21 protein-coding genes, 2 tRNA genes and 1 pseudogene are annotated in these 22,126 nt (G+C 58.2%); 17 read left to right on the forward strand and 7 right to left on the reverse strand.

Annotation, left to right across the window (positions count from 1 at the left end):
• Positions 1 to 78 precede the first annotated feature (78 nt).
• The 3 genes from BN874_RS20950 to phaR are packed head-to-tail and all read left to right on the forward strand — an operon-like array spanning position 79 to position 2,680.
• Positions 79 to 1,260, forward strand: a complete 1,182-nt coding sequence (locus BN874_RS20950) for an acetyl-CoA C-acetyltransferase (RefSeq protein WP_034436732.1) — start codon at positions 79 to 81, stop codon at positions 1,258 to 1,260.
• Between the two features lie 51 nt (positions 1,261 to 1,311).
• The gene (gene phbB / locus BN874_RS20955) at positions 1,312 to 2,055 is read left to right on the forward strand and encodes an acetoacetyl-CoA reductase (protein ID WP_034436734.1); all 744 of its coding nucleotides are present in this window, start codon (positions 1,312 to 1,314) and stop codon (positions 2,053 to 2,055) included.
• A gap of 52 nt (positions 2,056 to 2,107) precedes the next feature.
• The gene (gene phaR / locus BN874_RS20960; protein WP_051498167.1) at positions 2,108 to 2,680 is read left to right on the forward strand and encodes a polyhydroxyalkanoate synthesis repressor PhaR; all 573 of its coding nucleotides are present in this window, start codon (positions 2,108 to 2,110) and stop codon (positions 2,678 to 2,680) included.
• Positions 2,681 to 2,769: 89 nt separating this feature from the next.
• Here the strand turns inward: phaR and ilvC are convergent, their stop codons facing one another.
• From ilvC to BN874_RS20975, 3 genes are all read right to left on the reverse strand, one after another.
• Positions 2,770 to 3,783 (reverse strand): ketol-acid reductoisomerase, encoded by a 1,014-nt coding sequence (ilvC, locus tag BN874_RS20965; RefSeq protein ID WP_034436736.1) that lies wholly within the window; start codon positions 3,781 to 3,783, stop codon positions 2,770 to 2,772.
• 86 nt (positions 3,784 to 3,869) lie between these two features.
• A complete protein-coding gene (ilvN, locus tag BN874_RS20970) occupies positions 3,870 to 4,373 on the reverse strand; it encodes an acetolactate synthase small subunit (RefSeq protein WP_268258848.1) in 504 nt (167 codons plus the stop codon).
• Positions 4,370 to 6,115: an acetolactate synthase 3 large subunit gene (locus BN874_RS20975; protein WP_051498168.1), complete on the reverse strand. Its 1,746-nt coding sequence runs from the start codon at positions 6,113 to 6,115 to the stop codon at positions 4,370 to 4,372. The genes ilvN and BN874_RS20975 overlap by 4 nt, the downstream gene beginning before the upstream one ends.
• A 306-nt stretch (positions 6,116 to 6,421) precedes the next feature.
• On the opposite strand from BN874_RS20975, the gene BN874_RS20980 reads away from it, so the two are divergent.
• Both BN874_RS20980 and BN874_RS20985 read left to right on the forward strand, forming a co-directional pair.
• Positions 6,422 to 6,886, forward strand: a complete 465-nt coding sequence (locus BN874_RS20980) for a DUF4124 domain-containing protein (RefSeq protein WP_034436738.1) — start codon at positions 6,422 to 6,424, stop codon at positions 6,884 to 6,886.
• A gap of 27 nt (positions 6,887 to 6,913) precedes the next feature.
• Positions 6,914 to 8,635: a proline--tRNA ligase gene (locus BN874_RS20985; protein ID WP_034436741.1), complete on the forward strand. Its 1,722-nt coding sequence runs from the start codon at positions 6,914 to 6,916 to the stop codon at positions 8,633 to 8,635.
• Positions 8,636 to 8,916: 281 nt separating this feature from the next.
• Here BN874_RS20985 and BN874_RS20990 read toward each other — a convergent pair whose 3' ends face one another.
• From BN874_RS20990 to BN874_RS25250, 3 genes are read right to left on the reverse strand one after another with little or no spacing between them, the layout of a single operon-like run.
• Positions 8,917 to 9,189, reverse strand: a complete 273-nt coding sequence (locus BN874_RS20990; RefSeq protein WP_034436744.1) for an acylphosphatase — start codon at positions 9,187 to 9,189, stop codon at positions 8,917 to 8,919.
• A gap of 44 nt (positions 9,190 to 9,233) precedes the next feature.
• Positions 9,234 to 9,740, reverse strand: coding sequence for a TlpA disulfide reductase family protein (locus BN874_RS20995; protein ID WP_051498169.1), 507 nt, complete (start codon positions 9,738 to 9,740; stop codon positions 9,234 to 9,236).
• Between the two features lie 21 nt (positions 9,741 to 9,761).
• Complete coding sequence (locus BN874_RS25250) at positions 9,762 to 10,079, reverse strand: DUF4398 domain-containing protein (RefSeq protein ID WP_051498170.1); 318 nt, start codon at positions 10,077 to 10,079, stop codon at positions 9,762 to 9,764.
• Positions 10,080 to 10,255: 176 nt separating this feature from the next.
• On the opposite strand from BN874_RS25250, the gene wrbA reads away from it, so the two are divergent.
• The 11 genes from wrbA (at position 10,256) to BN874_RS21055 (ending at position 20,530) form a co-directional block, all read left to right on the forward strand.
• The gene (gene wrbA, locus BN874_RS21005; RefSeq protein ID WP_034436747.1) at positions 10,256 to 10,855 is read left to right on the forward strand and encodes an NAD(P)H:quinone oxidoreductase; all 600 of its coding nucleotides are present in this window, start codon (positions 10,256 to 10,258) and stop codon (positions 10,853 to 10,855) included.
• Positions 10,852 to 11,238, forward strand: a complete 387-nt coding sequence (locus BN874_RS21010; RefSeq protein ID WP_081756577.1) for a DUF2069 domain-containing protein — start codon at positions 10,852 to 10,854, stop codon at positions 11,236 to 11,238. Before wrbA ends, BN874_RS21010 begins: the two co-directional genes overlap by 4 nt.
• A gap of 78 nt (positions 11,239 to 11,316) precedes the next feature.
• Positions 11,317 to 11,393, forward strand: a tRNA-Met gene (locus BN874_RS21015).
• A gap of 237 nt (positions 11,394 to 11,630) precedes the next feature.
• The gene (rimP, locus tag BN874_RS21020; RefSeq protein WP_034436793.1) at positions 11,631 to 12,089 is read left to right on the forward strand and encodes a ribosome maturation factor RimP; all 459 of its coding nucleotides are present in this window, start codon (positions 11,631 to 11,633) and stop codon (positions 12,087 to 12,089) included.
• Positions 12,090 to 12,131: 42 nt separating this feature from the next.
• Positions 12,132 to 13,676, forward strand: coding sequence for a transcription termination factor NusA (gene nusA / locus BN874_RS21025; RefSeq protein ID WP_051498171.1), 1,545 nt, complete (start codon positions 12,132 to 12,134; stop codon positions 13,674 to 13,676).
• Positions 13,677 to 13,701: 25 nt separating this feature from the next.
• Positions 13,702 to 16,521: a translation initiation factor IF-2 gene (gene infB / locus BN874_RS21030; protein WP_034436750.1), complete on the forward strand. Its 2,820-nt coding sequence runs from the start codon at positions 13,702 to 13,704 to the stop codon at positions 16,519 to 16,521.
• A 25-nt stretch (positions 16,522 to 16,546) separates the two neighbouring features.
• The gene (gene rbfA / locus BN874_RS21035; RefSeq protein ID WP_034436753.1) at positions 16,547 to 16,963 is read left to right on the forward strand and encodes a 30S ribosome-binding factor RbfA; all 417 of its coding nucleotides are present in this window, start codon (positions 16,547 to 16,549) and stop codon (positions 16,961 to 16,963) included.
• 2 nt (positions 16,964 to 16,965) lie between these two features.
• On the forward strand, positions 16,966 to 17,892 hold the full coding sequence (gene truB, locus BN874_RS21040; protein ID WP_034436756.1) for a tRNA pseudouridine(55) synthase TruB: 927 nt from the start codon (positions 16,966 to 16,968) through the stop codon (positions 17,890 to 17,892).
• A 70-nt stretch (positions 17,893 to 17,962) separates the two neighbouring features.
• The gene (gene rpsO / locus BN874_RS21045) at positions 17,963 to 18,232 is read left to right on the forward strand and encodes a 30S ribosomal protein S15 (protein WP_034436760.1); all 270 of its coding nucleotides are present in this window, start codon (positions 17,963 to 17,965) and stop codon (positions 18,230 to 18,232) included.
• Between the two features lie 37 nt (positions 18,233 to 18,269).
• Positions 18,270 to 20,348, forward strand: a complete 2,079-nt coding sequence (gene pnp, locus BN874_RS21050) for a polyribonucleotide nucleotidyltransferase (RefSeq protein ID WP_034436763.1) — start codon at positions 18,270 to 18,272, stop codon at positions 20,346 to 20,348.
• 92 nt (positions 20,349 to 20,440) lie between these two features.
• A tRNA-Ser gene (locus BN874_RS21055) sits at positions 20,441 to 20,530 on the forward strand.
• 236 nt (positions 20,531 to 20,766) lie between these two features.
• On the opposite strand, the gene BN874_RS21060 is transcribed toward BN874_RS21055, so the two are convergent.
• Positions 20,767 to 21,867, reverse strand: a complete 1,101-nt coding sequence (locus tag BN874_RS21060) for a 5'-nucleotidase C-terminal domain-containing protein (RefSeq protein ID WP_051498172.1) — start codon at positions 21,865 to 21,867, stop codon at positions 20,767 to 20,769.
• A gap of 59 nt (positions 21,868 to 21,926) precedes the next feature.
• On the opposite strand from BN874_RS21060, the pseudogene BN874_RS24855 reads away from it, so the two are divergent.
• Positions 21,927 to 22,126, forward strand: a pseudogene (locus BN874_RS24855) (hypothetical protein); the annotation flags it as partial.

The following is a 22,126-nucleotide window of genomic DNA, read 5'->3' on the forward strand; positions in this document are numbered from 1 at the left end:
ATATGCGGCGCTTAAATTGACTCGTGCCAGACCGTGTTTTTGACATAAATCAAACAAGATCACCCGGAGGTCAATTCAATGGAAGATGTGGTCATCGTCGCTGCGGCAAGGACCGCAATCGGCAACTTCATGGGATCCCTGTCAACGATTCCCGCCAATATTCTGGGCGCCAAGGTCATCCAGGATCTGTTGCGGAAAACTGGCGTCAAACCCGATCAGATCGACGAAGTGATCCTGGGTCAGGTGCTGACTGCCGGCACTGGACAGAATCCCGCCCGTACTGCGGCGCTGAACGCCGGCCTGCCTATCGAAGTGCCCTGCCTAAATATCAACAAGGTCTGTGGCAGTGGCCTGAAAGCGGTGCATCTAGCTTACCAATCCATCCGTGATGGCGACAACCGCATCGTGATCGCCGGTGGGCAGGAAAATATGAGCCTGTCCCCGCACCTGTTGCTCGGTTCGCGGCGCGGCACCACCATGGGCGATGCCCGGCTGGTGGATTCCATGCTCAGCGAAGGCTTGCATTGCGCCATCAATCACTACCACATGGGTATCACCGCCGAAAACGTCGCCGCCCAGTGGGCCATTTCCCGTGAGGAACAGGATTCCTTCGCTGCTGCCTCCCAGATCAAGGCGATTGCCGCCATCCGTGACGGCAGGTTCAAGGATGAAATCGTGCCGATTGAAATTCCACAGCGCAAGGGCGCTCCACTAATATTCGATACTGACGAATTCCCACGGGAAGGAACCACAGCCGCAGCGCTCGCCAAGTTACGACCGGCGTTCAAGCAGGACGGCAGCGTGACCGCCGGCAACGCCTCCGGCATCAACGATGGCGCTGCCGTTGTGCTGGTGATGGCTGCCAGCGTCGCCTGCGACCTTGGCCTCAAGCCGCTGGCGCGCATCGCCGCCTACGCCAAGGCCGGAGTGGATCCAAAAATCATGGGTACCGGCCCGATTCCCGCCTCCCGCGTCTGCCTGAAGAAAGCCGGCTGGACTGTGGATCAACTCGATCTGGTCGAGGCCAATGAAGCCTTTGCCGCTCAGGCGATCTCGGTCAACCGGGAAATGGGCTGGGACCCCAGTAAAGTTAATGTCAATGGCGGCGCCATTGCGCTGGGCCACCCCATCGGCGGATCGGGCTGCCGCATCCTGGTGACTCTACTGCATGAGATGGTACGCCGTGATGCCAAGAAAGGTCTGGCGACCCTATGCATCGGCGGTGGTCAGGGTGTCGCCCTTGCCGTTGAGCGCGATTGATTACAACGGCTTAAACTATATACACCACAACAACCCTGAGGAGGGATAAGCATGTCCAAAGTTGCAGTTGTCACGGGTGGTATCGGCGGTCTCGGCACCGCAATGTGCAAGGCGCTGATCGAAAGTGGCCGTCGTGCTGTCGCGGTGGACTACAACGGTCTAAAGCCGGAAGCAGTAGAGAAGTGGCAAGCCGACCGCAAGGCGGAAGGGTTCGAAATTCCGGTCTATCTGGCGGACGTCACTGATTTCAGTTCCTGCGCCGAAGCCTGCAAGAAGATCGAAGCGGAGGTGGGTCCGATTGAAATCCTGATCAACAACGCTGGCATCACCCGTGACGCCATGTTCCACAAGATGACGGCTGAGCAGTGGGATCAGGTCATCAAAACCAATCTGTACAGCGTTTTCAATATGACCAAACAGGTCTATGACGGAATGGTGGCGCGGGGTTGGGGCCGTATCGTCAACATCTCCTCGGTGAATGGTCTGCGGGGCCAGGCTGGACAGAGCAACTATTCCGCCACCAAGGCTGCGATCTACGGGTTTAACAAGGCATTGGCGCAGGAATGCGTCAAGAAAGGCGTCACGGTCAATTCCATCTCGCCGGGCTACATCGGCACCGAGATGGTGCGGGCTATCCGCGAAGACGTGCTGGCGAAAGTCATCGCCGGCATCCCGGCCGCTCGCTTGGGCGAGCCTTCCGAAATCGCCCGTACCGTGGTGTTCCTGTCTGCTGATGAGGCCGGCTACATCACTGGTGAAGACATTACCGTCAACGGTGGTCTTTACTACCACTAAGTCCTGAATCGTGCGGCGTTTGTCCCCATGGACAGCGCCGCGCCTTTTTTATATGCCTGCCATGACCCAACCGCGCATCATCAAGAAATACCCGAACCGCCGACTCTATGATACGGCGGTAAGCAGCTACATCACCCTTGAGGATGTCAAGCAACTGGTGCTGGAACGCGCCCAGTTCCATGTTATTGATGCCCGGACCAACACCGACATCACCCGCGGAATTCTGCTGCAAATCATTAGCGAGCAGGAAGAACAGGGCACTCCGATTTTCACCACCGATGTGTTGGCTCACATCATTCGATTCTATGGCGATACGCTGCAAGGCATGATGGGCAACTATCTGGAGAAGAGCCTGCAAGCCTTCGTCGATCAGCAGCATCTGTTTCGGGAACAGATGCGCACTCTGATTGGCACCAACCCGCTGTCAATGATTACTGAACTGGTGGAACACAACTTGGCGCTGTGGAAGAACGTCAACGAGCGGTTGCAAAAACCCTATGTCCCCATGGCTGGCGAGCCACCGTTGTCCCCATCGGACACTCAGATCGATGTTCCTACTACCCCACATCCTGAACCAGAAACTTCCGAGAAGCCCTACAAGAGCGGGAAGAACAAGGGAGTATGAGGCTAAGGTTCGGGGTAAGTTTGTGGAATGGTTATTCCCTGATTCATAATTAAACCCCCGGTTTTGCCAGGGGTATTTAACTGACCGCTTCAATTCTTGGTGGTATCCACCAGCCGGTTGGCCTTAATCCACGGCATCATGCCGCGCAGTTTCTCGCCGACCTGCTCAATCTGATGCTCGCGGCTCAGGCGGCGATTGGCCTTGAGTACCGGCGCACCAGCCTGATTCTCCAGGATGAATTCGCGGGCGAACTGGCCAGTCTGGATTTCCTTGAGAATCTTGCGCATCTCGGCCTTGGTTTCATTGGTGATAATGCGCGGGCCGCGTGAGAAATCACCATATTCGGCGGTATTGGAAATCGAGTAACGCATGTTGGCGATACCGCCTTCGTAGATCAAATCCACGATCAGCTTCACTTCATGCAGGCACTCGAAATAAGCCATTTCCGGCGCATAACCGGCTTCCACTAATGTCTCGAATCCCGCTTGAATGAGCGCGGTCAAGCCGCCGCATAGCACTACCTGCTCGCCGAATAAATCGGTTTCACATTCCTGGCGGAAAGTAGTCTCAATGACCCCGGCGCGACCACCGCCATTCGCCGAAGCGTAGGACAGGGCGAGTTCTTTGGCCTGGCCGGAAGCGTCCTGCGCCACCGCAATCAGACTGGGTACGCCGCCGCCTTGGGTGTAGGTGGAGCGCACCAGATGGCCCGGACCCTTGGGCGCAATCATGATTACGTCCAGATCAGCGCGTGGCACAATCCCGCCGAAATGGATGTTGAAACCGTGGGCAAAAGCCAGCGCCGCGCCCTGCTTGAGCCTGGGTTCAATCTCCCGGTAAATCTGGCTCTGATGCTCATCGGGCGCGAGAATCATCACTACGTCCGCCGCTGCGACGGCATCCCCAACGGACTTGACCGTCAATCCGGCTTTCTCGGCCTTGATCGCCGAGGCGGAACCCGGACGCAGACCGACGATGACTTCAACCCCGGAATCATGCAAATTGAGTGAGTGGGCATGGCCCTGGGAGCCGTAGCCGATGATCGCGACCGTTTTTCCCTTGATCAGGGACAGATCGGCGTCTTTGTCGTAATAGATGTTCATGGAACGATTTCCTGCAAAGGTTCAAAACAAGCCATCCCTAACCAGAATGGACAGTAGGGATGGCAATGGATTTAAGGCAAGAGCTATCAGGCGTGCAGCGATTTCTGGCCACGGGCAATGCCCGTTGTGCCGGAACGCACCACTTCAAGAACGGCGTCTTTCTCGACCGCGTTCAGAAAGTTGTCCAGCTTCTCGCTACGACCGGTCAGCTCGATGGTGTAAGTCGCATCGGTCACATCGAGAATATGCCCGTCAAATATCTCCGCCAGCCGTTTCATTTCAGCCCGCTGTTCGCCAACTGCCTTGGTCTTGATCAACATCAGCTCACGCTCGATGGCATCGGTCTCACTCAGATCCACCAACTTGACCACATCAATCAGCTTGTTGAGCTGCTTGACGATCTGCTCGATGATCTGCTCGTTGCCATTGGTCACCAAGGTCAGCCGCGACAGCGTCGGGTCGTCGGTCGGAGCGACCGTCAGGCTCTCGATGTTATAGCCCCGCGCCGAGAACAGATTAGCTACCCGTGACAAGGCACCGGCTTCATTTTCCATCAGGATCGAAATCAGATGACGATTATTGTTGTTCACAGCAGCACCATCCCTTCGTCGTGAGTCGAAACCATCTCGTCGCGTTCGGCCAGCAACATCTCATTCTGGCCGCCGCCGGAAGGAATCATCGGGAACACGTTTTCACTCTGATCAGTGATGAAATCGAGGAACACGGTACGATCCTTCATCGCAAAGGCTTCGCGCAGCGCCCCTTCCACATCGCCCGGCTTCTCGATCCGCATCCCGACATGGCCATACGCCTCCGCCAGCATCACAAAATTCGGCAGTGCCTCCAGATAGGTCATGCTGTAGCGCTTCTGATAGAAGAACTCCTGCCACTGCCGCACCATGCCGAGATAGCCGTTGTTCAGGTTCACGATCTTGACCGGCGTGTGGTACTGCTTCATGGTCGAAAGCTCTTGCAACATCATCTGGATGCTGCCGTCGCCAGTGACGCAGGCTACGTCCTGATCGGGGAAGGCCAGCTTGGCACCCATCGCCGCCGGCAGCCCAAAGCCCATGGTGCCCAGCCCGCCGGAGTTGATCCATTGGCGTGGCCGGTCGAAGTGATAATACTGGGCCGCCCACATCTGATGCTGGCCCACATCGGAGGTGATGATGGCCTTGCCCTCGGTGACCTGGTACAGCTTCTGGATCACATACTGCGGTTTGATCACCGTGTCGCTGTTCTTGTAGTGCAGCGACTTAACGTCGCGCCATTCATCAATCTGCCGCCACCAGCTCGCCAGCGCTTCGGCGTCAGGTTTGAGCTTCTCGTCGCGAATCACGCTGATCATCGCCCGCAGCACGCTCGGCACTGATCCAACGATGGGAATATCCACCTGGACATTCTTGGAAATCGAGGAGGGGTCAATATCCACATGAACGATTTTCGCGGTCGGGCAGAATTTATCGATCTTGCCGGTCACCCGGTCGTCAAACCGGGCGCCAATGGCAATCAGCACATCACATTCGTGCATCGCCATATTGGCTTCATAGGTGCCATGCATTCCCAACATGCCGATGAACTGGTGGTCGGTGGCCGGATAGGCACCGAGTCCCATCAATGTGTTGGTGATCGGATAGCCCAGCAGTTGGGTCAATTCGACCAGTTCCGGCGAGCCGTCGCTCAGAATCACCCCGCCGCCGGTGTAAAGCATCGGGCGTTTGGCCGACAGGATTAAATCCACCGCCTTGCGAATCTGGCCGGCGTGACCCTTAACCGTGGGGTTGTAGGAACGCAGCTTGACCTTCTTGGGATAGTGATACTCAGCCTTGGTGATGGTCACGTCCTTAGGCAAGTCGATGAGTACCGGGCCAGGCCGACCAGTGCTGGCAATATAGAACGCTTTCTTCACAGTTTCAGCGAGTTGCTTGATATCCCTGACCAGGAAGTTATGCTTGACACAGGGTCGGGTAATGCCGACTGCGTCCACTTCCTGAAAGGCGTCATTACCGATCAGCGCAGTGGGCACCTGACCGGAGAATACCACCAGCGGGATGGAATCCATGTAGGCATTGGCGATGCCGGTGACCGCATTGGTGAGACCGGGGCCGGAGGTCACCAGCGCGACGCCCGTTTTGCCGCTGGCGCGAGCATAGCCGTCAGCGGCGTGCAGAGCGGCCTGTTCATGCCGCACCAGTACATGCTTGATGTCGTCCTGGGCGTACAGGGCGTCATAAATGTGCAGCACCGCGCCGCCTGGATAACCAAACATGCACTCGACGCCTTCTTCCTTGAGGCAACGGACTAAAATTTCAGCACCCGTTATGAGTTCCATCGGTTTTGACTCCTCATGGCGATGGGGGGTTGGAAAAACGTGAGCCAGCAAAACAAAGGGTCGCCGAGGTACGGGCGGATCATGGCCGGGTCCGTGAGGTAGCATGGCCGGGGCCGCGACTGAGCGGGATGACCGCCGTGCGGCGGGGGGGTAGCCCCCGGCGGGCGCAACTCGTCCTGATAATCGCCGGTACTCGTTGGGCGCAAGTTTTGCGGACTGGCTATACTACACAACTTTATTTTTCAGCAAAATCCCGTTGCGATGCTGGGGAGTGCTACTCCCGGATAGGACGGGTTGGAGAATCCAATGTTGAAACAAGTGTTATTGCTATTGATAGTCAGCGGTTGCGGGGCAGTGGCCATAGCCCAAACTCAACCCCAGCAAACTATCTACAAGTGGATCGATGATCAGGGCAAGCTCCAGTATTCCGAATTAGCGCCACCCCCTGGTGTTGCTTATGAGACGGTGCGTAAACCGACCGGAGCAACGCCGGGCGAATCTGCCCTAAGCAATCAGCAAACCAAGGAACGGGAAGAATTGGCCCGGCAGGAAGCCGAGCGCAAGGAGCAAGCGGAGAAAACTCAGCAGGAGGCTCAGGATCAGCGTACCAAAAATTGTGAAATCGCCAAGAAAAACGTCCAAGTGCTGCAAGGCGACAGCCAGATTGTAAAAACTGACGCCACTGGTAAAAAAGTGGTGATCGACCCACAACAGCGTGAAGTCGAGTTGAAGAAGGCCCAGAAAGACGCCGACTATTTTTGCAATCCCTAACCCGTTGCTGCTGCCCAAGGCCGATTCATGCGCGTATCCCGTTTTCCGCTGTTCACCGTCAAGGAAACCCCGGCCGATGCCGAGGTTATCAGTCATCAACTCATGCTGCGGGCCGGCTTGATCCGCAAGCTCGCGGCCGGTATCTACACCTGGCTGCCGCTGGGTCTGCGCGTATTGCGCAAGGTCGAAGCAGTGGTGCGGGAGGAGATGAACCGCGCCGGCGCGCTGGAATTGTTCATGCCCGCGGTACAGCCGGCCGAGTTGTGGCAGGAATCCGGTCGCTGGCAGCAGTACGGCCCGGAGCTGCTACGGATCAAGGACCGGCACCAGCGCGAGTTCTGCTTTGGTCCGACCCACGAAGAAGTGATCACTGACTTATTCCGCCGCGAAATCAAGAGCTATAAACAACTGCCGATCACGCTTTATCAGATCCAGACCAAGTTCCGCGACGAAATCCGGCCGCGTTTCGGAGTGATGCGGGCGCGGGAATTCCTGATGAAGGATGCCTATTCATTCCACCTCGACCAGTCCTCGTTGCAGGAAGGCTACCAGGCGATGTACGACGCCTATTCCTGCATTTTTACCCGGCTGGGGTTGCTGTTTCGGGCCGTGCTGGCCGATTCCGGCAGTATTGGCGGCAGCCGTTCCCAGGAATTTCATGTATTGGCCGATTCCGGTGAGGATGCTATCGCCTTTTCTACCGGCAGCGATTATGCCGCCAATGTCGAACTGGCCGAAGCGCTGGCGCCGATGGGCGAGCGTCCCGCGCCGGGTGAAGCCATGACCCGCGTATCGACGCCGGGGATCAAAACTATTGCCGAGTTATGCGCCTTCTTGCACATTCCTGCCGAGCGCACGGTAAAGGCAGTGGTGGTCGAGGGCGTGGACGAGCAGCCGGTACTGTTGCTGGTGCGCGGCGATCACGAGGTGAACGCAATTAAAACCGAGAAGCTGCCGCAGGTGAAAACACCACTGGTTTTCGCCAGTCCCGACGCGATTCGCGCTGCCTTTGGGGCTAGTCCGGGTTCACTTGGTGCGGTTGGCTTCTCTGGCGTGATCATTGCCGACCGCACCGTGGTGAAAATGGCCGACTTTGTCACGGGCGCCAATGCCGATGACTGGCATTTCACCGGCGTTAATTTCGGTCGGGATTGCCTGGAACCCGAGGTGGCCGATCTCCGCAGTGTGGTTGAGGGCGATCCCAGTCCGGATGGACACGGTACGCTGGCGATGGCCCGTGGCATTGAGGTCGGCCATGTTTTCCAATTAGGCCAGAAGTACAGCGCTGCTTTGAATGCGGCGGTGCAGGGCGAAGACGGCCAACCGGAGATCGTGACTATGGGTTGCTACGGCATCGGCGTATCGCGGGTGGTAGCCGCCGCCATCGAACAGAACCACGACGAACGCGGCATCATTTGGCCGGCGGCAATGGCGCCGTTCCAAGTAGCGGTTCTACCGATTGGTGCGGGTCGTTCCGCTGCGGTGCGCGAGGCTGCCGAAGCGCTGTATCAAAACCTGTTAGCCGTTGGCATCGATGCCTTGCTGGATGACCGGGATGCCCGACCCGGCGTTATGTTTGCGGATATGGAGCTGATCGGTATTCCGCATCGGGTAGTGATCAGCGAGCGCAACCTCACCGCCGGCCAAGTGGAATATCGTGGACGACGCGATGTGGATAACACCCTGGTGGCGCGTGCCGGTCTGCTGGATTGGCTACGGGAGCGGCTGGAGATGACGGGACGCGGTTAGATTCCTGGCTAGACATGGGTTAAGAGTTATCCACAGAACCTGTGGATAACTCTGTGGATAACTTTTGTGCAGCGTAGCTAACTGCGTATTACCCTTAACAGAATGACAGTTTGATGAATTTTTGACCATTGGGTATTTATGATTATTTTCAGTAAGTTGTGTGTAAGGCTTGGAATCTTCGGAAGATTTTTGGGTAGATGGCGAGGAAAAAGCGCCCAGCGGGAGACGGTTCACAGGCCTGTGGATAAATCAAGCCTGATGCAAAATAAAACTGACTTCACTCAGTCAATTTGGAAACCGTGAACATCCTGATGAGGCAGCGTTTCACAGCGCACATCGCTCACCCGTGCAGGCTGTGGGCCTTGCCACAGCCAGTTGCGTAAGGCAACGACAGCGCTTTCCTCGCCGCACGCCAGTACTTCCACTCGCCGATCCGGTAGATTGCGAACGTAGCCGTTAACGCCCAAATTCAGGGCTTTTTCGGCGGTGGCGTAGCGGAAACCGACGCCCTGAACACGGCCAGTTACATAGCAACGCAGGCAAAGGGTTTTCACGAAATCTCCTGATGGTCGGGGAGTGCAGGGATAGCAGAACCGGGTTAGCGCGCCGATCCGCTGGCGTGTTCCAGTTCGGCCAGCCGCTTGATGAGCATGGCGGTGTTCACGGTGCCCAAATGAGTGTCAACCCGTTGGCCGGTTGGAGAAACAAAAAACGTGGTAGGCAATCCCTTAATCTCGAAACCCGGTATGGGCTGGCTGCCGCTCAGTACAATAGGAAAAGTGATACCCAGCCGAGCTACGAAGGGCCGGATCTCGCGGGCGGAAAGCTCTTCAAAATTGACACCGATGACCACGGCACGGGTGTAGTAGGCTTGGTGGAACGCTTGCAACTCGGGCATTTCCAGCAGACAGGGCGTACACCAGCTTGCCCAGAAGTTGACGATTACCCACCGGCCACGGAAATCAGCGAGTTGTACCGGTCGATCATCCAAGTCAGGCAATGTGAAGTTGACGCCCTGCGCCTTAACAGGATGAGCCAGCGCCAGTAGCGCCAGCGCCAAACAGATGCCGGGTCGGGATAGGCTGTGTGCAACGAAGGCGGGCATTTTCAAACCGGTGCTGTGAGTCTAAGGAGGAGGAGAGTGTATGGTAGTCGCTCGCTCACGCGCCTTGATTGCTTCATCGCGAGCGTCCAGTGCATGGTGTCGGGCATCGTCATAAGCACCCGTTTCCAGACGGGTTTGCGCTTCCTGCAGCAAGCGTTGGGCTGCGAGCAGAGTATCGGGAGAGTATTGCGCTGCGCCAGCCACCTCGGCTGAGTAGATCGCTTGGCGGGCGTCGCTCATCTCCTGAACCGGCGCACTGACGCAGGCTGTCAGCACCAGCAGGATAGTGACGAGCCGAATCAATTTTGCCAGTAATCGCGTCAAGGAAAGATAAGCCACTGGAGTCACCGCGTTTGATGGATGCGGAGTTGAAACTGAAGGAATTATATAGCACCGGATCGCGTCTGATGGCAGGATTCCTATCGAAATGATGATCTTCATGCGATGAATTTGGCCAATACAGCGTTAGCTGAATTGCGAGTGAAGTGTGCTGAACGGCTTGGAGAGAGACAGAAGTGGCGGAAATCCTGGTTTTGTATTACAGCCGCACCGGGGGCACTGCTGAGATGGCGCGCCAGGTTGCCCGCGGGGTAGAAGAGATCGAAGGGATGACTGCACGGTTGCGTACCGTGCCGCCGGTTTCAGCGGTCTGCGAGGCGGTCGAAGATGAGATTCCGGCAGCGGGTTCGCCCTACGCCCACTTGGACGATTTACGGGAGTGCGCCGGACTGGCGTTAGGAAGCCCGACCCGCTTCGGTAACATGGCTGCCCCGCTCAAATACTTTCTGGATTCCACCGGCGGACTCTGGCTGGCGGGAGCGCTGTCCGGTAAGCCAGCGGCGGTGTTCACCTCCGCTTCAACCTTGCACGGCGGTCACGAATCGACCCTGCTGACGATGATGGTGCCGCTGTTACATCATGGCATGGTGCTGGTGGGTGTGCCTTTCACTGAGACAGCGTTGAGCGAGACCCGGAGTGGTGGTACACCCTATGGTCCGAGCCATTGGTCAGGGCCGGAATCCCAGGTGACGCTTGGCGTCGAGGAAAAGCAAATTTGTCGCATACTAGGCCGACGACTGGCGAAAATCGCACAACGGCTGGGGGTAGTATTATGAATCGGGTCTGGCAGAAGGTTACGTTGATCAGCTATTTTGGCTTGTTATGGCTATTGTTATTTTGGTTTGCTTGGCTGGAGCCGCTGGACCGAATGCCGGTCGCGCTAGTGTTGATCCTGCTGGTGGGGCCGCTGTTGTTTCCCTTGCGTGGCCTGTTGTATGGGCGACCCTACACTCATGCCTGGACCAGTTTTTTGGCGTTGTTTTACTTCGCAGTCGGGATTTTTTACGCTGCGGGGCCGATGGCGCGGCCTTGGCTGGCCTGGTTGGACATTGGTTTCAGCGGACTGCTATTCCTGGGCACCGTGCTGTACGTTCGAACTGGCGCACTGCGGTATGCACCGACGATTTCCTTAGATTCGGATACCCCGATAGTGCGTTGACGACCGGTAAAGGACGACGCAATCGCTGTCATGCTGCTTGCAAGAGTTTCATCTTGCTGCTATATTGATTAACTCTGATGCGGGGTGGAGCAGTCCGGTAGCTCGTCGGGCTCATAACCCGAAGGTCGTAGGTTCAAATCCTGCCCCCGCTACCAAAATTTTAGGGAAGCCCGTCAAGGGCTTTTTTTGTGCGGCTGTTCCCGATACTACCTTGGACAACGGAGCATAGTTGATAGTCTATAGGTCAGGGATGGTGAATGAATCTCTGGGAACGGGCAGCCTGGCGCAGGCAATGTTCAGCTTATTTCAAACCTGATTTTGCGCTGGGCAAACCAGGCAGGTGGTCGAACAAGTGGGCCGTAGGCCCATTTTTTATTTTTGCGATGATCAAGATGCGCCAAGATCTGCAGACGCTCAGCCGAAGATTAGCCACTGTAGTCGAATCCATGGGTTATGAACTGGTTGGGGTGGAATTTCACCCTCACCGTACTAACGCCCTGCTGCGAGTCTATATCGACAGCCCCAGCGGTATTACCTTGGGTGATTGCCAGCGGGTCAGTCACCAGTTGAGTGGTCTGTTGGAAGTTGAAGATCCGATTGAGGGGCAGTACAACTTGGAAATCTCCTCACCTGGATTGGAACGCCCACTGTTCGAGGCTCAGCATTTTGTCCGCTTCGCGGGTTCGGAGGTGCGGATTCAATTGCGGGAATTGCTGGATGGGCGGCGGAAACTGATCGGACGGTTGCTGGGAATGCACGATGACGACGTGATGATCATTGATAACGAGGGCCGGGAGTGGCGGGTGCCGCTGGAGCGGATTGAGAAAGCCAGGCTGGTTCCTGAACTCTGAAATACGGGACAGCATGCGGATCCGGCTAGGAGGCAGAGCGATATGCGCGTTAAAGACAGCAAAGAAAGTAATAAAGATAAGGAAGGCAATAAAGAGATTCTGCTGGTCGTGGATGCTGTCTCCAATGAGAAAGGCGTTAATAAGGAAATTATCTTCAGCGCCTTGGAGGTAGCGCTGGCATCGGCGGCCAAGAAGCGTTACCCAGGCGATCCCGATGTACGGGTGGCAATCAACCGGCGTACCGGTACCTATGACACCTTCCGGCGCTGGCTGGTCGTGGCCGAAGGTGTTCAGATTGAAAACCCGGATCGGCAAATGGCCTTGAGCGACGCTTGCCGGATCCGGGAGGGTGCCCAGGACGGTGAATATGTCGAGATCCCGCTGGAAAACGCCAATTTTGGTGGTCGCATTGCCGCCCAGACTGCCAAGCAAGTCATCGTTCAAAAGGTGCGAGATGCCGAACGCGCTCAGATCGTGGATGCCTACCTGCATCGTAAAGGTGATTTGATTGGGGGTACGGTCAAGCGGTTGGAGCGCGGCGATGTCATTGTGGATGTCGGCGGTAGCGTCGAGGCCAGGGTCGCCCGCGAAGATATAATCCCCCGGGAATCCTTCCGGATCGGCGAGCGTATCCGGGGCTATCTGAAGAACGTTCGCGCCGAAAGTCGTGGCCCCCAGCTTTTTATCAGCCGGGTAGCACCGGAGTTCCTGATTGCTTTGTTTACGCTGGAAGTGCCTGAGATCAACCAGGGTCTCATCGAGATCAAGGGTGCAGCCCGCGATCCCGGTTCGCGATCCAAGATCGCGGTTAAAAGCAAGGATACGCGCATCGATCCCATCGGCGCCTGCGTGGGCATGCGCGGGGCGCGAGTGCAGAGTGTCACCAACGAACTGTCCAGCGAGCGGGTGGACATCGTGCAGTGGGACGACGAACCGGTTCGCTTCGTTATGAACTCGATGTCGCCGGCTGAAGTCGAGTCGGTGATCGTGGATGAGGACACGCACAGCATGGACATCATCGTCGCCGATGAGAAGCAACTGGCCCAGGCGATTGGCAAGGGCGGTCAAAACGTGCAGTTGGCCAGTAGGCTGACCGGATGGATTCTGAATGTAATGACGCGATCACAGGCCCAGGCCCAGCGCGGTCAGGAAGACGAGACCCTGCAGCGCATGTTCATGGATCAGTTGGAGGTCGATGAAGATATTGCAGCCATTCTGGTTCGCGAGGGATTTGCCAGCATGGAGGAAGTCGCCTATGTACCGGCCCACGAGATGCTGGAAATTCCGGAATTTGATGCAGAGATTGTCGAGGAACTGCGTGGACGGGCGCGTGATGTGTTTTTGACTCGTGCGATTGCTGCTGAGGAACGGCTGGGCAATGCCCGACCGTCCGAAGATCTGTTGCACATGGATGGCATGGATGAGGAATTGGCGTTCACGCTGGCTGGCAGCGGGATCGCGACGATGGATAACTTGGCCGAATTATCGGTGGACGATCTTAACGAGATCGCTGGATTGGATGACGAGCGAGCTGCGAAGCTGATCATGACGGCGCGTGCGCCTTGGTTTTTGAAGAACGAGCGGTAGGGTTGGCTCGTCCTGGGGGTATTGAATGACGGACGTAACGGTCAAACAGTTTGCGACGGTGGTCGGCATCCCGGCAGATCGTCTGCTGGAGCAGTTTGCCGAGGCAGGTATTACCGTCGCCGGGGCGGATACGGCGATCACGGAAAAACAGAAGTTGGATTTGCTGGCGCACCTGCGCAAGAGTCACGGTAACCCGCCGACCCAAGGTGTAGCCGAGCCCAAGAAAATCACGCTCAAACGTAAAACCCATAGTGAAATCAGGATGACGGGCGGCGCGGCTGGACAGGTCAAAACGGTGAGCGTTGAAGTGCGCAAGAAGCGCACCTATGTCAAGCGCAGCCTGGTTGAGGATGAAACTGCACAAACTGCACTGCGTCGCGAACCTGAAATCCAGGTCGAAGCGCCAGTTCCAGTGGTGTCGGCTGCAGTGGAGATCAGCGAGCCACCCCGCCCGACTGAGGTTGCCAATGAAGCTGTCCGCACGGCAGAAGCGACGCATCCGCAAGCACCCGTAGCGGAAGCCCACCTTCAGACTGAATCGGAAACTGCCCCCCGTGAGCCGGACGCCCTCCCCCGTACTCAGACCGAAGAGGGAACCCGGCAACCCACCGTGGCTGAGGCCCCACGGCACCGCTCGGAAAATCCGGTGCGGCGCCCACCCTCTGATCCCGGTGTACGCCGTCGCCCGGAATCCACCGATGATCGACGCAAACCCACGGATCGCCCGGCAGTGTCCCGACCGTCGGAAGCGCGGGCACGCAAGCCTGCCGATTCAGGTGTAGCAGCGACTCCGGGTCAACGGCGCCCCGCCGCAGGTGGAGCCGCGCCAGATACCAGAACCCGGCCGCAACCTGCGCCAACCGTAGACGCCAAAGCCAGAAAGCGCCCCGAAGGATCGGCCCCCAGTAAGCGACGAGGCGAAACTGAAGCGCCCCGGCGTCGGGAGGGTGAGAGCGAGGCGGATCGTCTATCGCGGCATGGGCGTGGTGATCAGACTGGATCAGACCGGTCGGATCGCCGCCGCCCCAGGAAAGCCAAGCCAGCTAAAGTCGCTGCGCCAGCACAGCGACATGGTTTCGCTAAGCCTACCGCCCCGATGGTGCGTGAAGTGACCTTGACCGAAACCATCAGCATTGCTGATCTGGCTCAAAAAATGTCAGTTAAGGCCACTGAGGTAATCAAGACCTTCCTGAAAATGGGGCTGATGGTCACTATCAATCAAGTTATTGATCAGGAAACCGCCGCGCTGGCCGTCGAGGAAATGGGGCATACCTACAAGCTGCTCAGGGACAACGCGCTGGAGGAAGATCTGACGGCAGGAACCGGTAGCAATGAGACCTTGCCGCGCCCACCGGTAGTCACCATTATGGGTCATGTGGACCACGGTAAAACCTCGCTGCTGGATTACATCCGCCGCACCCGGGTCGCAGCGGGCGAGGCCGGAGGCATTACCCAGCATATTGGTGCCTACCATGTGGGCACTGAAAAAGGGGTGGTGACCTTCCTTGACACGCCAGGTCACGCTGCATTTACCGCCATGCGCGCTCGCGGCGCCAAGGCGACGGATGTGGTGGTGCTGGTGGTGGCGGCTGACGACGGAGTGATGCCGCAGACCCTGGAAGCGATTCAGCATGCCCGCGCCGCCGGAGTGCCGATGGTCGTCGCCGTCAACAAGATGGATAAATCCGGTGCTGATCCGGATCGGGTCAAGAGCGAGCTATCGGCGCAGGGTGTTATTTCTGAGGAGTGGGGTGGCGATACTCTGTTCACCTACGTTTCCGCCAAAACCGGCATGGGCGTTGATGAACTGCTGGATAAAATTCTGGTGCAAGCCGAAGTGCTGGAACTGAATGCACCGGTGGACGGGCCGGCTAAAGGTGTAGTGATCGAATCACGGCTGGATAAAGGCCGTGGGCCGGTGGCAACGGTGCTGGTGCAGAGCGGTACCTTGCGTAAAGGCGATATGATCCTGAGCGGTCGCGAATACGGTCGGGTGCGCGCCATGCTCAATGAAACCGGTCAGGGGATCAGCGAGGCGGGGCCTTCGATTCCGGTGGAGGTGCTGGGTCTGTCGGGTACTCCCAAGGCCGGTGACGAAGTGATCGCGATCACTGACGAGCGTAAGGCCCGCGAAATTGCCCTGTTCCGGCAAGGCAAGGCCCGCGAGGAACAGACCCGGAAACCGGTGATGGACATCGAAGGCATCTCCAAGCAGTTTGAAGCGGGGTTGGTCAACACTCTCAACGCTGTACTCAAGGCCGACGTGCAGGGTTCTGCTGAGGCGATTGTGGATGCGCTGACCCGGCTGTCTACTGCCGAGGTGCAGGTCAAGATTGTTGCCAGCGGTGTAGGCGGGATCAACGAGTCTGACGTGAACTTAGCCAAGACTTCGGGCGCCATTTTGATTGGCTTCAATGTCCGCGCCGACAATGTTGCCAAAAAACTGGCGGATGAAGAAGGGCTGAAACCGCACTACTACAGCATCATTTACGAATTGATCGATGACGTAAAGCGCGCCATGGTCGGGATGCTCAAGCCGGAGTTTAAGGAGCAGATCATCGGTTTGGCGGAGGTGCGCGGAGTATTTCGTTCACCCAAATTCGGCGTAGTGGCGGGCTGTATGGTGGTGGATGGAGTTGTGCGCCGCAGCAACCCGATTCGGGTATTGCGCAACCATGTCGTAATCTTCGAAGGCGCACTGGATTCGCTGCGGCGCTTCAAGGACGATGTCAGTGAAGTCCGCGCCGGTATGGATTGCGGCATGGGGGTAAAAAATTACAACGACATCCGCGAGGGCGACCATATCGAGGTCTTCGAGCGGGTGCAGGTGGAACGCACCCTGTAGGGATGCGATAGGACGAAGCTGAACCATGGCGAACGTAAATTCGCGTATCCGCCGGATCGGTGAACAGATTCGCCGGGAACTGGCGGATCTCATCCGTACCGAACTGCACGATCCCCGATTGACGCTGGTCTCCATGACCAGCATCGAGGTCAGCCGCGATCTGGCTCACGCCCGGATTTACGTTACCGTGGTGTGCGATCCTGATGACCGAGCCGGGTTAGTGGCCGAACTCAATCGTGCGGCATCGTTGCTGCGCCGGGAACTGGGGCGGAGAATGCATATCCGTACCGTGCCGAAACTGGAATTCCGCTACGATGAAGTGGTGGAACACGGTGCCCGACTGTCAGCCTTGATTGATGCGGCGGTCGCTGCTGATGCCCGCCGGCATCACGACGATGAAGTGCCGCTAACCAATGACCCTGATTCGGAGAATGCGGCTTGACGATGCGTAACCGGCGTTCAGTCAGCGGGGTGCTGTTGCTGGACAAGCCGGAGGGCTGGACTTCCAACGCGGCGCTGCAAGCGGTCAAGCGGCTGTATCAGGCGCAAAAGGCCGGCCACACCGGCAGCCTTGATCCGCTGGCCAGTGGTCTGTTGCCCATCTGTCTGGGCGAAGCGACCAAGCTGTCGGGATTATTGCTGAATGCCGACAAGTCTTATCGCTTCACCTGTCGGCTGGGCGCAACCACCACTACGGGCGATGCTGATGGTGAGATTATGCTCGCCCGCCCGGTGGGGTCACTAAGCCGCGAGCGGGTGGAAGCCGCGCTGCGGCGCTTCATCGGGGTGATCCAGCAGATACCGCCGATGTATTCAGCGTTGAAGCGCAACGGTCAGCCGTTGTACAAACTGGCGCGCCAGGGCATTGAGGTCGAGCGTGCGCCGCGTGAGGTGACGATTCACCAATTGCACTTGTTGCGTTTGGACGGCGAGGAGCTGGAGTGCGAGTTGCGCTGTTCTAAAGGTACCTATGTGCGGACGTTGGCCGCTGATCTCGGCGAAGTACTGGACTGCGGTGCGCACATTGCCGCATTGCGCCGCACGGCAGTAGCGCCCTACGACGCCGGACGAATGGTGACGCTGGACACCCTGCGCGAGCGGGCAGAACAGGGGTTAGCCGCACTGGATGAATGCCTGCTGCCGGCAGATAGCGCGGTGGCGGAATGGCCGGCGGTGCGGGTGCGCGGTGATGCCGCCTTTTACCTGGGCCAAGGCCAGCCGATTTTGGCGCCACACGCGCCGACTCAGGGTTGGGTACGCCTGTATGAGGGCGATGAGCGGTTTCTGGGGATCGGTGAGATTCTCGACGATGGCCGGGTCGCCCCGCGCCGTTTGCTGCTCCAAGCTTCAGCGCTGAGGCTTGCTTGTTGATTGTCGGCGCTGAGGTTAGTATTTTTCATCGGATTTATTGACTGAATCGAATTTGCACGGGAGTTTTACCATGCCGCTTAATACCGAACAGAAGTCGCAGATCATGCGGGATTTCCAGCGCGGAGCCGCCGACACCGGGTCGCCGGAGGTCCAGGTTGCGCTGTTGACCAACCGCATCAATGGCTTGCAGCCTCATTTTGGCGAACACAAGAAAGACCATCATTCCCGGCGCGGGCTGCTCAAGATGGTCAACCAGCGTCGCAAGTTGCTGGATTACCTGAAGCGGAAGAATTTACAATCCTATCAGGCTCTTATAAGCCGCCTTGGCTTGCGCCGCTGAGATTTTCCACCGCTCTTTTGCTGTATAGGACGCTTTCGTGACGCCCATCAAAAAAACATTTCAGTATGGTCAGCATACCGTCACCCTGGAGACCGGCGAGATCGCCCGGCAAGCCAGTGGTGCGGTACTGGTCAACATGGCCGATACCGTGGTGCTGGTCACGGTAGTGGCTGCCCGGGAAGCCGAGAAAGGTCGGGATTTTCTCCCGTTGCGGGTGGATTATCAGGAACGGACCTATGCGGCAGGCCGGATTCCCGGAGGTTTCTTCCGCCGTGAGGGTCGTCCTTCCGAGAGCGAAACCCTGACCTGCCGGCTGATTGATCGCCCGCTGCGCCCTCTGTTTGCCGATGGCTTTACCAATGAGATGCAGATCATCGCTACCGTGATGTCCCTGAATAATCAGGTGGATCCGGAAATCCTGGCCTTGATCGGTGCTTCGGCGGCGGTGGCTTTGTCCGGGGTGCCATTCAGCGGCCCCATTGGCGCGGCTCGGGTGGGTTACCACAACGGCCAATACCTGCTCAATCCAAACCGTGAGGCCCTGAAAACCTCGCAACTCGATTTGGTGGTCGCCGGGACCGAGCGGGCGGTGCTGATGGTGGAATCCGAAGCCGATGGCCTGTCTGAAGAGGTGATGCTGGGTGCCGTGATGTTCGGCCATGAGCAGATGCAGGCCGTTATTCGCGCCATCAACGAACTGGTGACGGAAGCCGGGGTACAGCCATGGAACTGGCAGCCGCCAGCCCATGACGAGGCGTTAACGAGCGCTGTTCGCACCGCTGCCGAGGCTGCGCTGACCGAGGCGTACCAGATTGCCGAGAAACTGATTCGCCAGCAACGGGTGCGCGACATTCACGACCAGGTTCTGGCGCAACTGACCATTCAGGAACCGGAGCGTTGGACCGCATTGGCGATTGACGGCGTGTTTTCGACGCTGGAGAGCCAGATCGTGCGCGGACGGATTCTGGCTGGCCAACCACGCATTGATGGCCGCGATACCCGCACGGTGCGGCCGATCACGGCTCGGGTTGGCGTATTGCCGCGCACCCACGGTTCGGCGTTGTTCACCCGGGGTGAGACCCAGGCGCTGGTGGTCACCACGCTGGGCACCGACCGGGACGCCCAGGTTATTGACGCCATTGAGGGTGAGTACCGCCAGCCGTTCCTGCTGCACTACAATTTCCCACCCTATTCGGTCGGCGAGATTGGTCAGGTCGGCAGTCCCAAGCGCCGGGAAATCGGCCACGGGCGGTTGGCCAAGCGGGGCGTCCAGGCGGTGATGCCCAAGCCCGAACAGTTTCCCTACACGGTGCGGGTGGTATCGGAAATCACCGAGTCCAACGGCTCCAGTTCAATGGCGTCGGTCTGTGGCGCCAGCCTGTCGCTGATGGATGCGGGTGTGCCGATCAAAGCGCCAGTTGCCGGTATCGCGATGGGGCTGATTAAGGAAGATGACCGCTTTGCGGTGCTGACTGACATTATCGGCGACGAAGATCATCTGGGCGACATGGATTTCAAGGTAGCGGGCACCACCGACGGGGTAACCGCCCTGCAAATGGATATCAAGATTGACGGCATCACCCGTGAAATCATGGAGCAGGCGCTGGCTCAGGCCCGTGAGGGGCGGTTGCACATCCTCGGCAAGATGGCGCAGGCGATTACCCAGCCCAGTCAGGAATTGTCCGAATATGCGCCGCGCTATACCACGATGCGGATCAACCCGGACAAGATCCGCGACGTGATCGGCAAGGGCGGGGTCACGATTCGTTCCATTACCGAGGAAACCGGCGCCACCATTGATATCAGCGATGATGGGGTGATTAAAATCGCCGCCGTTGATAAGGCTGCCGGTGACGAGGCTCGCCGCCGTATCGAGCAGATTACCGCCGATGTGGAAGCCGGTCAGGTTTACGAGGGTAAGGTAGTCCGCATTATGGACTTTGGCGCGTTTGTAGCGATTCTGCCCGGCCGTGATGGCATGGTGCATATCTCGCAGATTTGCGAGGAACGGCTACAAAATGTCAGCGACAAGTTGACTGTGGGCGATGTGGTCAAGGTCAAAGTGCTGGAAATTGACAAGCAGGGTCGTATCCGCCTGAGCATGAAGGGTCTCTGAGGCCCAGGAGCGTCTCGCCATGGCCGCTTGCCTTGGCATGGTCGCTTCGGATAGTCTTACCCGCCGTGCCGTGTTGAGCGCGGCGATGTTTTGGAGAGGTGGCCGAGCGGTTGAAGGCGCAGCACTGGAAATGCTGTTTAGGGGTAACTCTAACGAGGGTTCGAATCCCTCTCTCTCCGCCAAATTCAAGTCCGTAATGTTTCATTACAAGTTTTCAAACCCGCCAAGTGCGGGTTTTTTAATGCCTTTAGTTCCGCAACCGTCCATAGCCAGCCGTAAGCATCCGCGCTAAGCAAGGGGTCATTTTCCGGGGTCAGTTCGTGGTGTGTGGCGCGTTGCGCTTGGCCCCCACCGGCTGATGGTGCGGCCCGATGCGATGGCTTGGCGGTTGGTCGCCTTCCATTCCGCCCAAACCCGATCAGCTCACCTTGATCGCCCGGACCTCCGCAGCGCGCTCATCGACCGGGATCACGGGCAGTTCGCCCGGAGTCTTGACCGGTAGCTTGCGCAGGTGATCCATGATCGCCTGCCATTCCTTAATCTCACTGACCGTGCCTTTCCCCGACCCAGTGGCGACACTGCCCTTGTCCGTCGTACCCGGCGGCGGCAGCAGGTAAGGCGTGTCGATGCGAGGGTCGTCCAGCGCCTCGACTTTCGACTTGAGCGGCTGCCCCTCTTTGTTCTTGGCAACCAGCGGCAGTTTGCCCTGGGTGTACTTGGGGATGGCCGTGAGAATCAGGCCGAGATACAGGGGGCAGGTGAGGCTGTACCAGCGTGGATCCTTGCCGGTGATGTCGATCACGCGGTAGCCGCGATTGAGGTCGCCCAGTTCGATAGCCGTCACGACATCGAACTTCGGGCGGGACGGGTCGTAGTGCAACCGCAGGCCGGAGGTACGCGGGAAAAACTCGCCGGGGTGGGCCGGGTTGTCCACGAGGAAGTACTCAAGCAGATTCTTCAGATCGAGGCCCGTGAAGTAGCCGGTCACTAGGGCGCTGCCCGCCGTCGTATCCACTACACCGAAGCCCAGGGGCGCGACGGCGAACACGTCGTAGACCGTTTGCACGCCCGACTTGCCCCGGGTCAGACCGGCGCGCATCAGCCCGTTGACGGAAAATCCGATGTCCGCTTGCGTGGCGCTTCTGAAGGCGTCGGTGCAGAGGTTGGCGAGGAGGGTGCTGGCCGCGATGTCCGTGAAGGTGTTAGGCAGGTCCTGCGGGATTACGGCCAGCGGCTGATCGATGCTGTAACCGCGTGACGCGAACACGGCCCCGCTGACCGACTTCTTGAACGTGTCGATCACGTCGGCCGTGGCCCGGTCGCCGGCAAGGATGTCGTCGATCTGGTAGAGCCGGTAAGACTCCACCGTCAACTTGCCGCCATCCAGGGTGATCACCAGCTCGCCAAGGTTCTTCCCTTCCTTTCCGGTCTGGACCACCGGTGTGCGGTTGTTGACGATGATCGCTTCTTGCAGCTCGGTATGGCTGTGGCCGCCGATCACTACATCAATGCCCGGCACGGCCTCGGCTAGTACTTCACCCGATCTGAGTTGACTTCAAGTAGCGCATGGGTTTTCCTGTGAGGGTAACCCCCAACCTGGAGTCTGCGATGCCGCTGCCCAAATACATCGTCCGCTTGACCGATGAAGAGCGCACCCAACGGGAGGATCTGAGCCGCACGGGGACGCGAGCGGCGTCTGTGCTGAGCCACGCGCGGATTTTGCTCAAGGCCGATGCGGGCGCGGGCGGGCCGGGCTGGGACGATGAGCGGATGGCCGA

The sequence above is a fragment of the Candidatus Contendobacter odensis Run_B_J11 genome (assembly GCF_000531125.1).
GTDB lineage: Bacteria > Pseudomonadota > Gammaproteobacteria > Competibacterales > Competibacteraceae > Contendibacter > Contendibacter odensensis.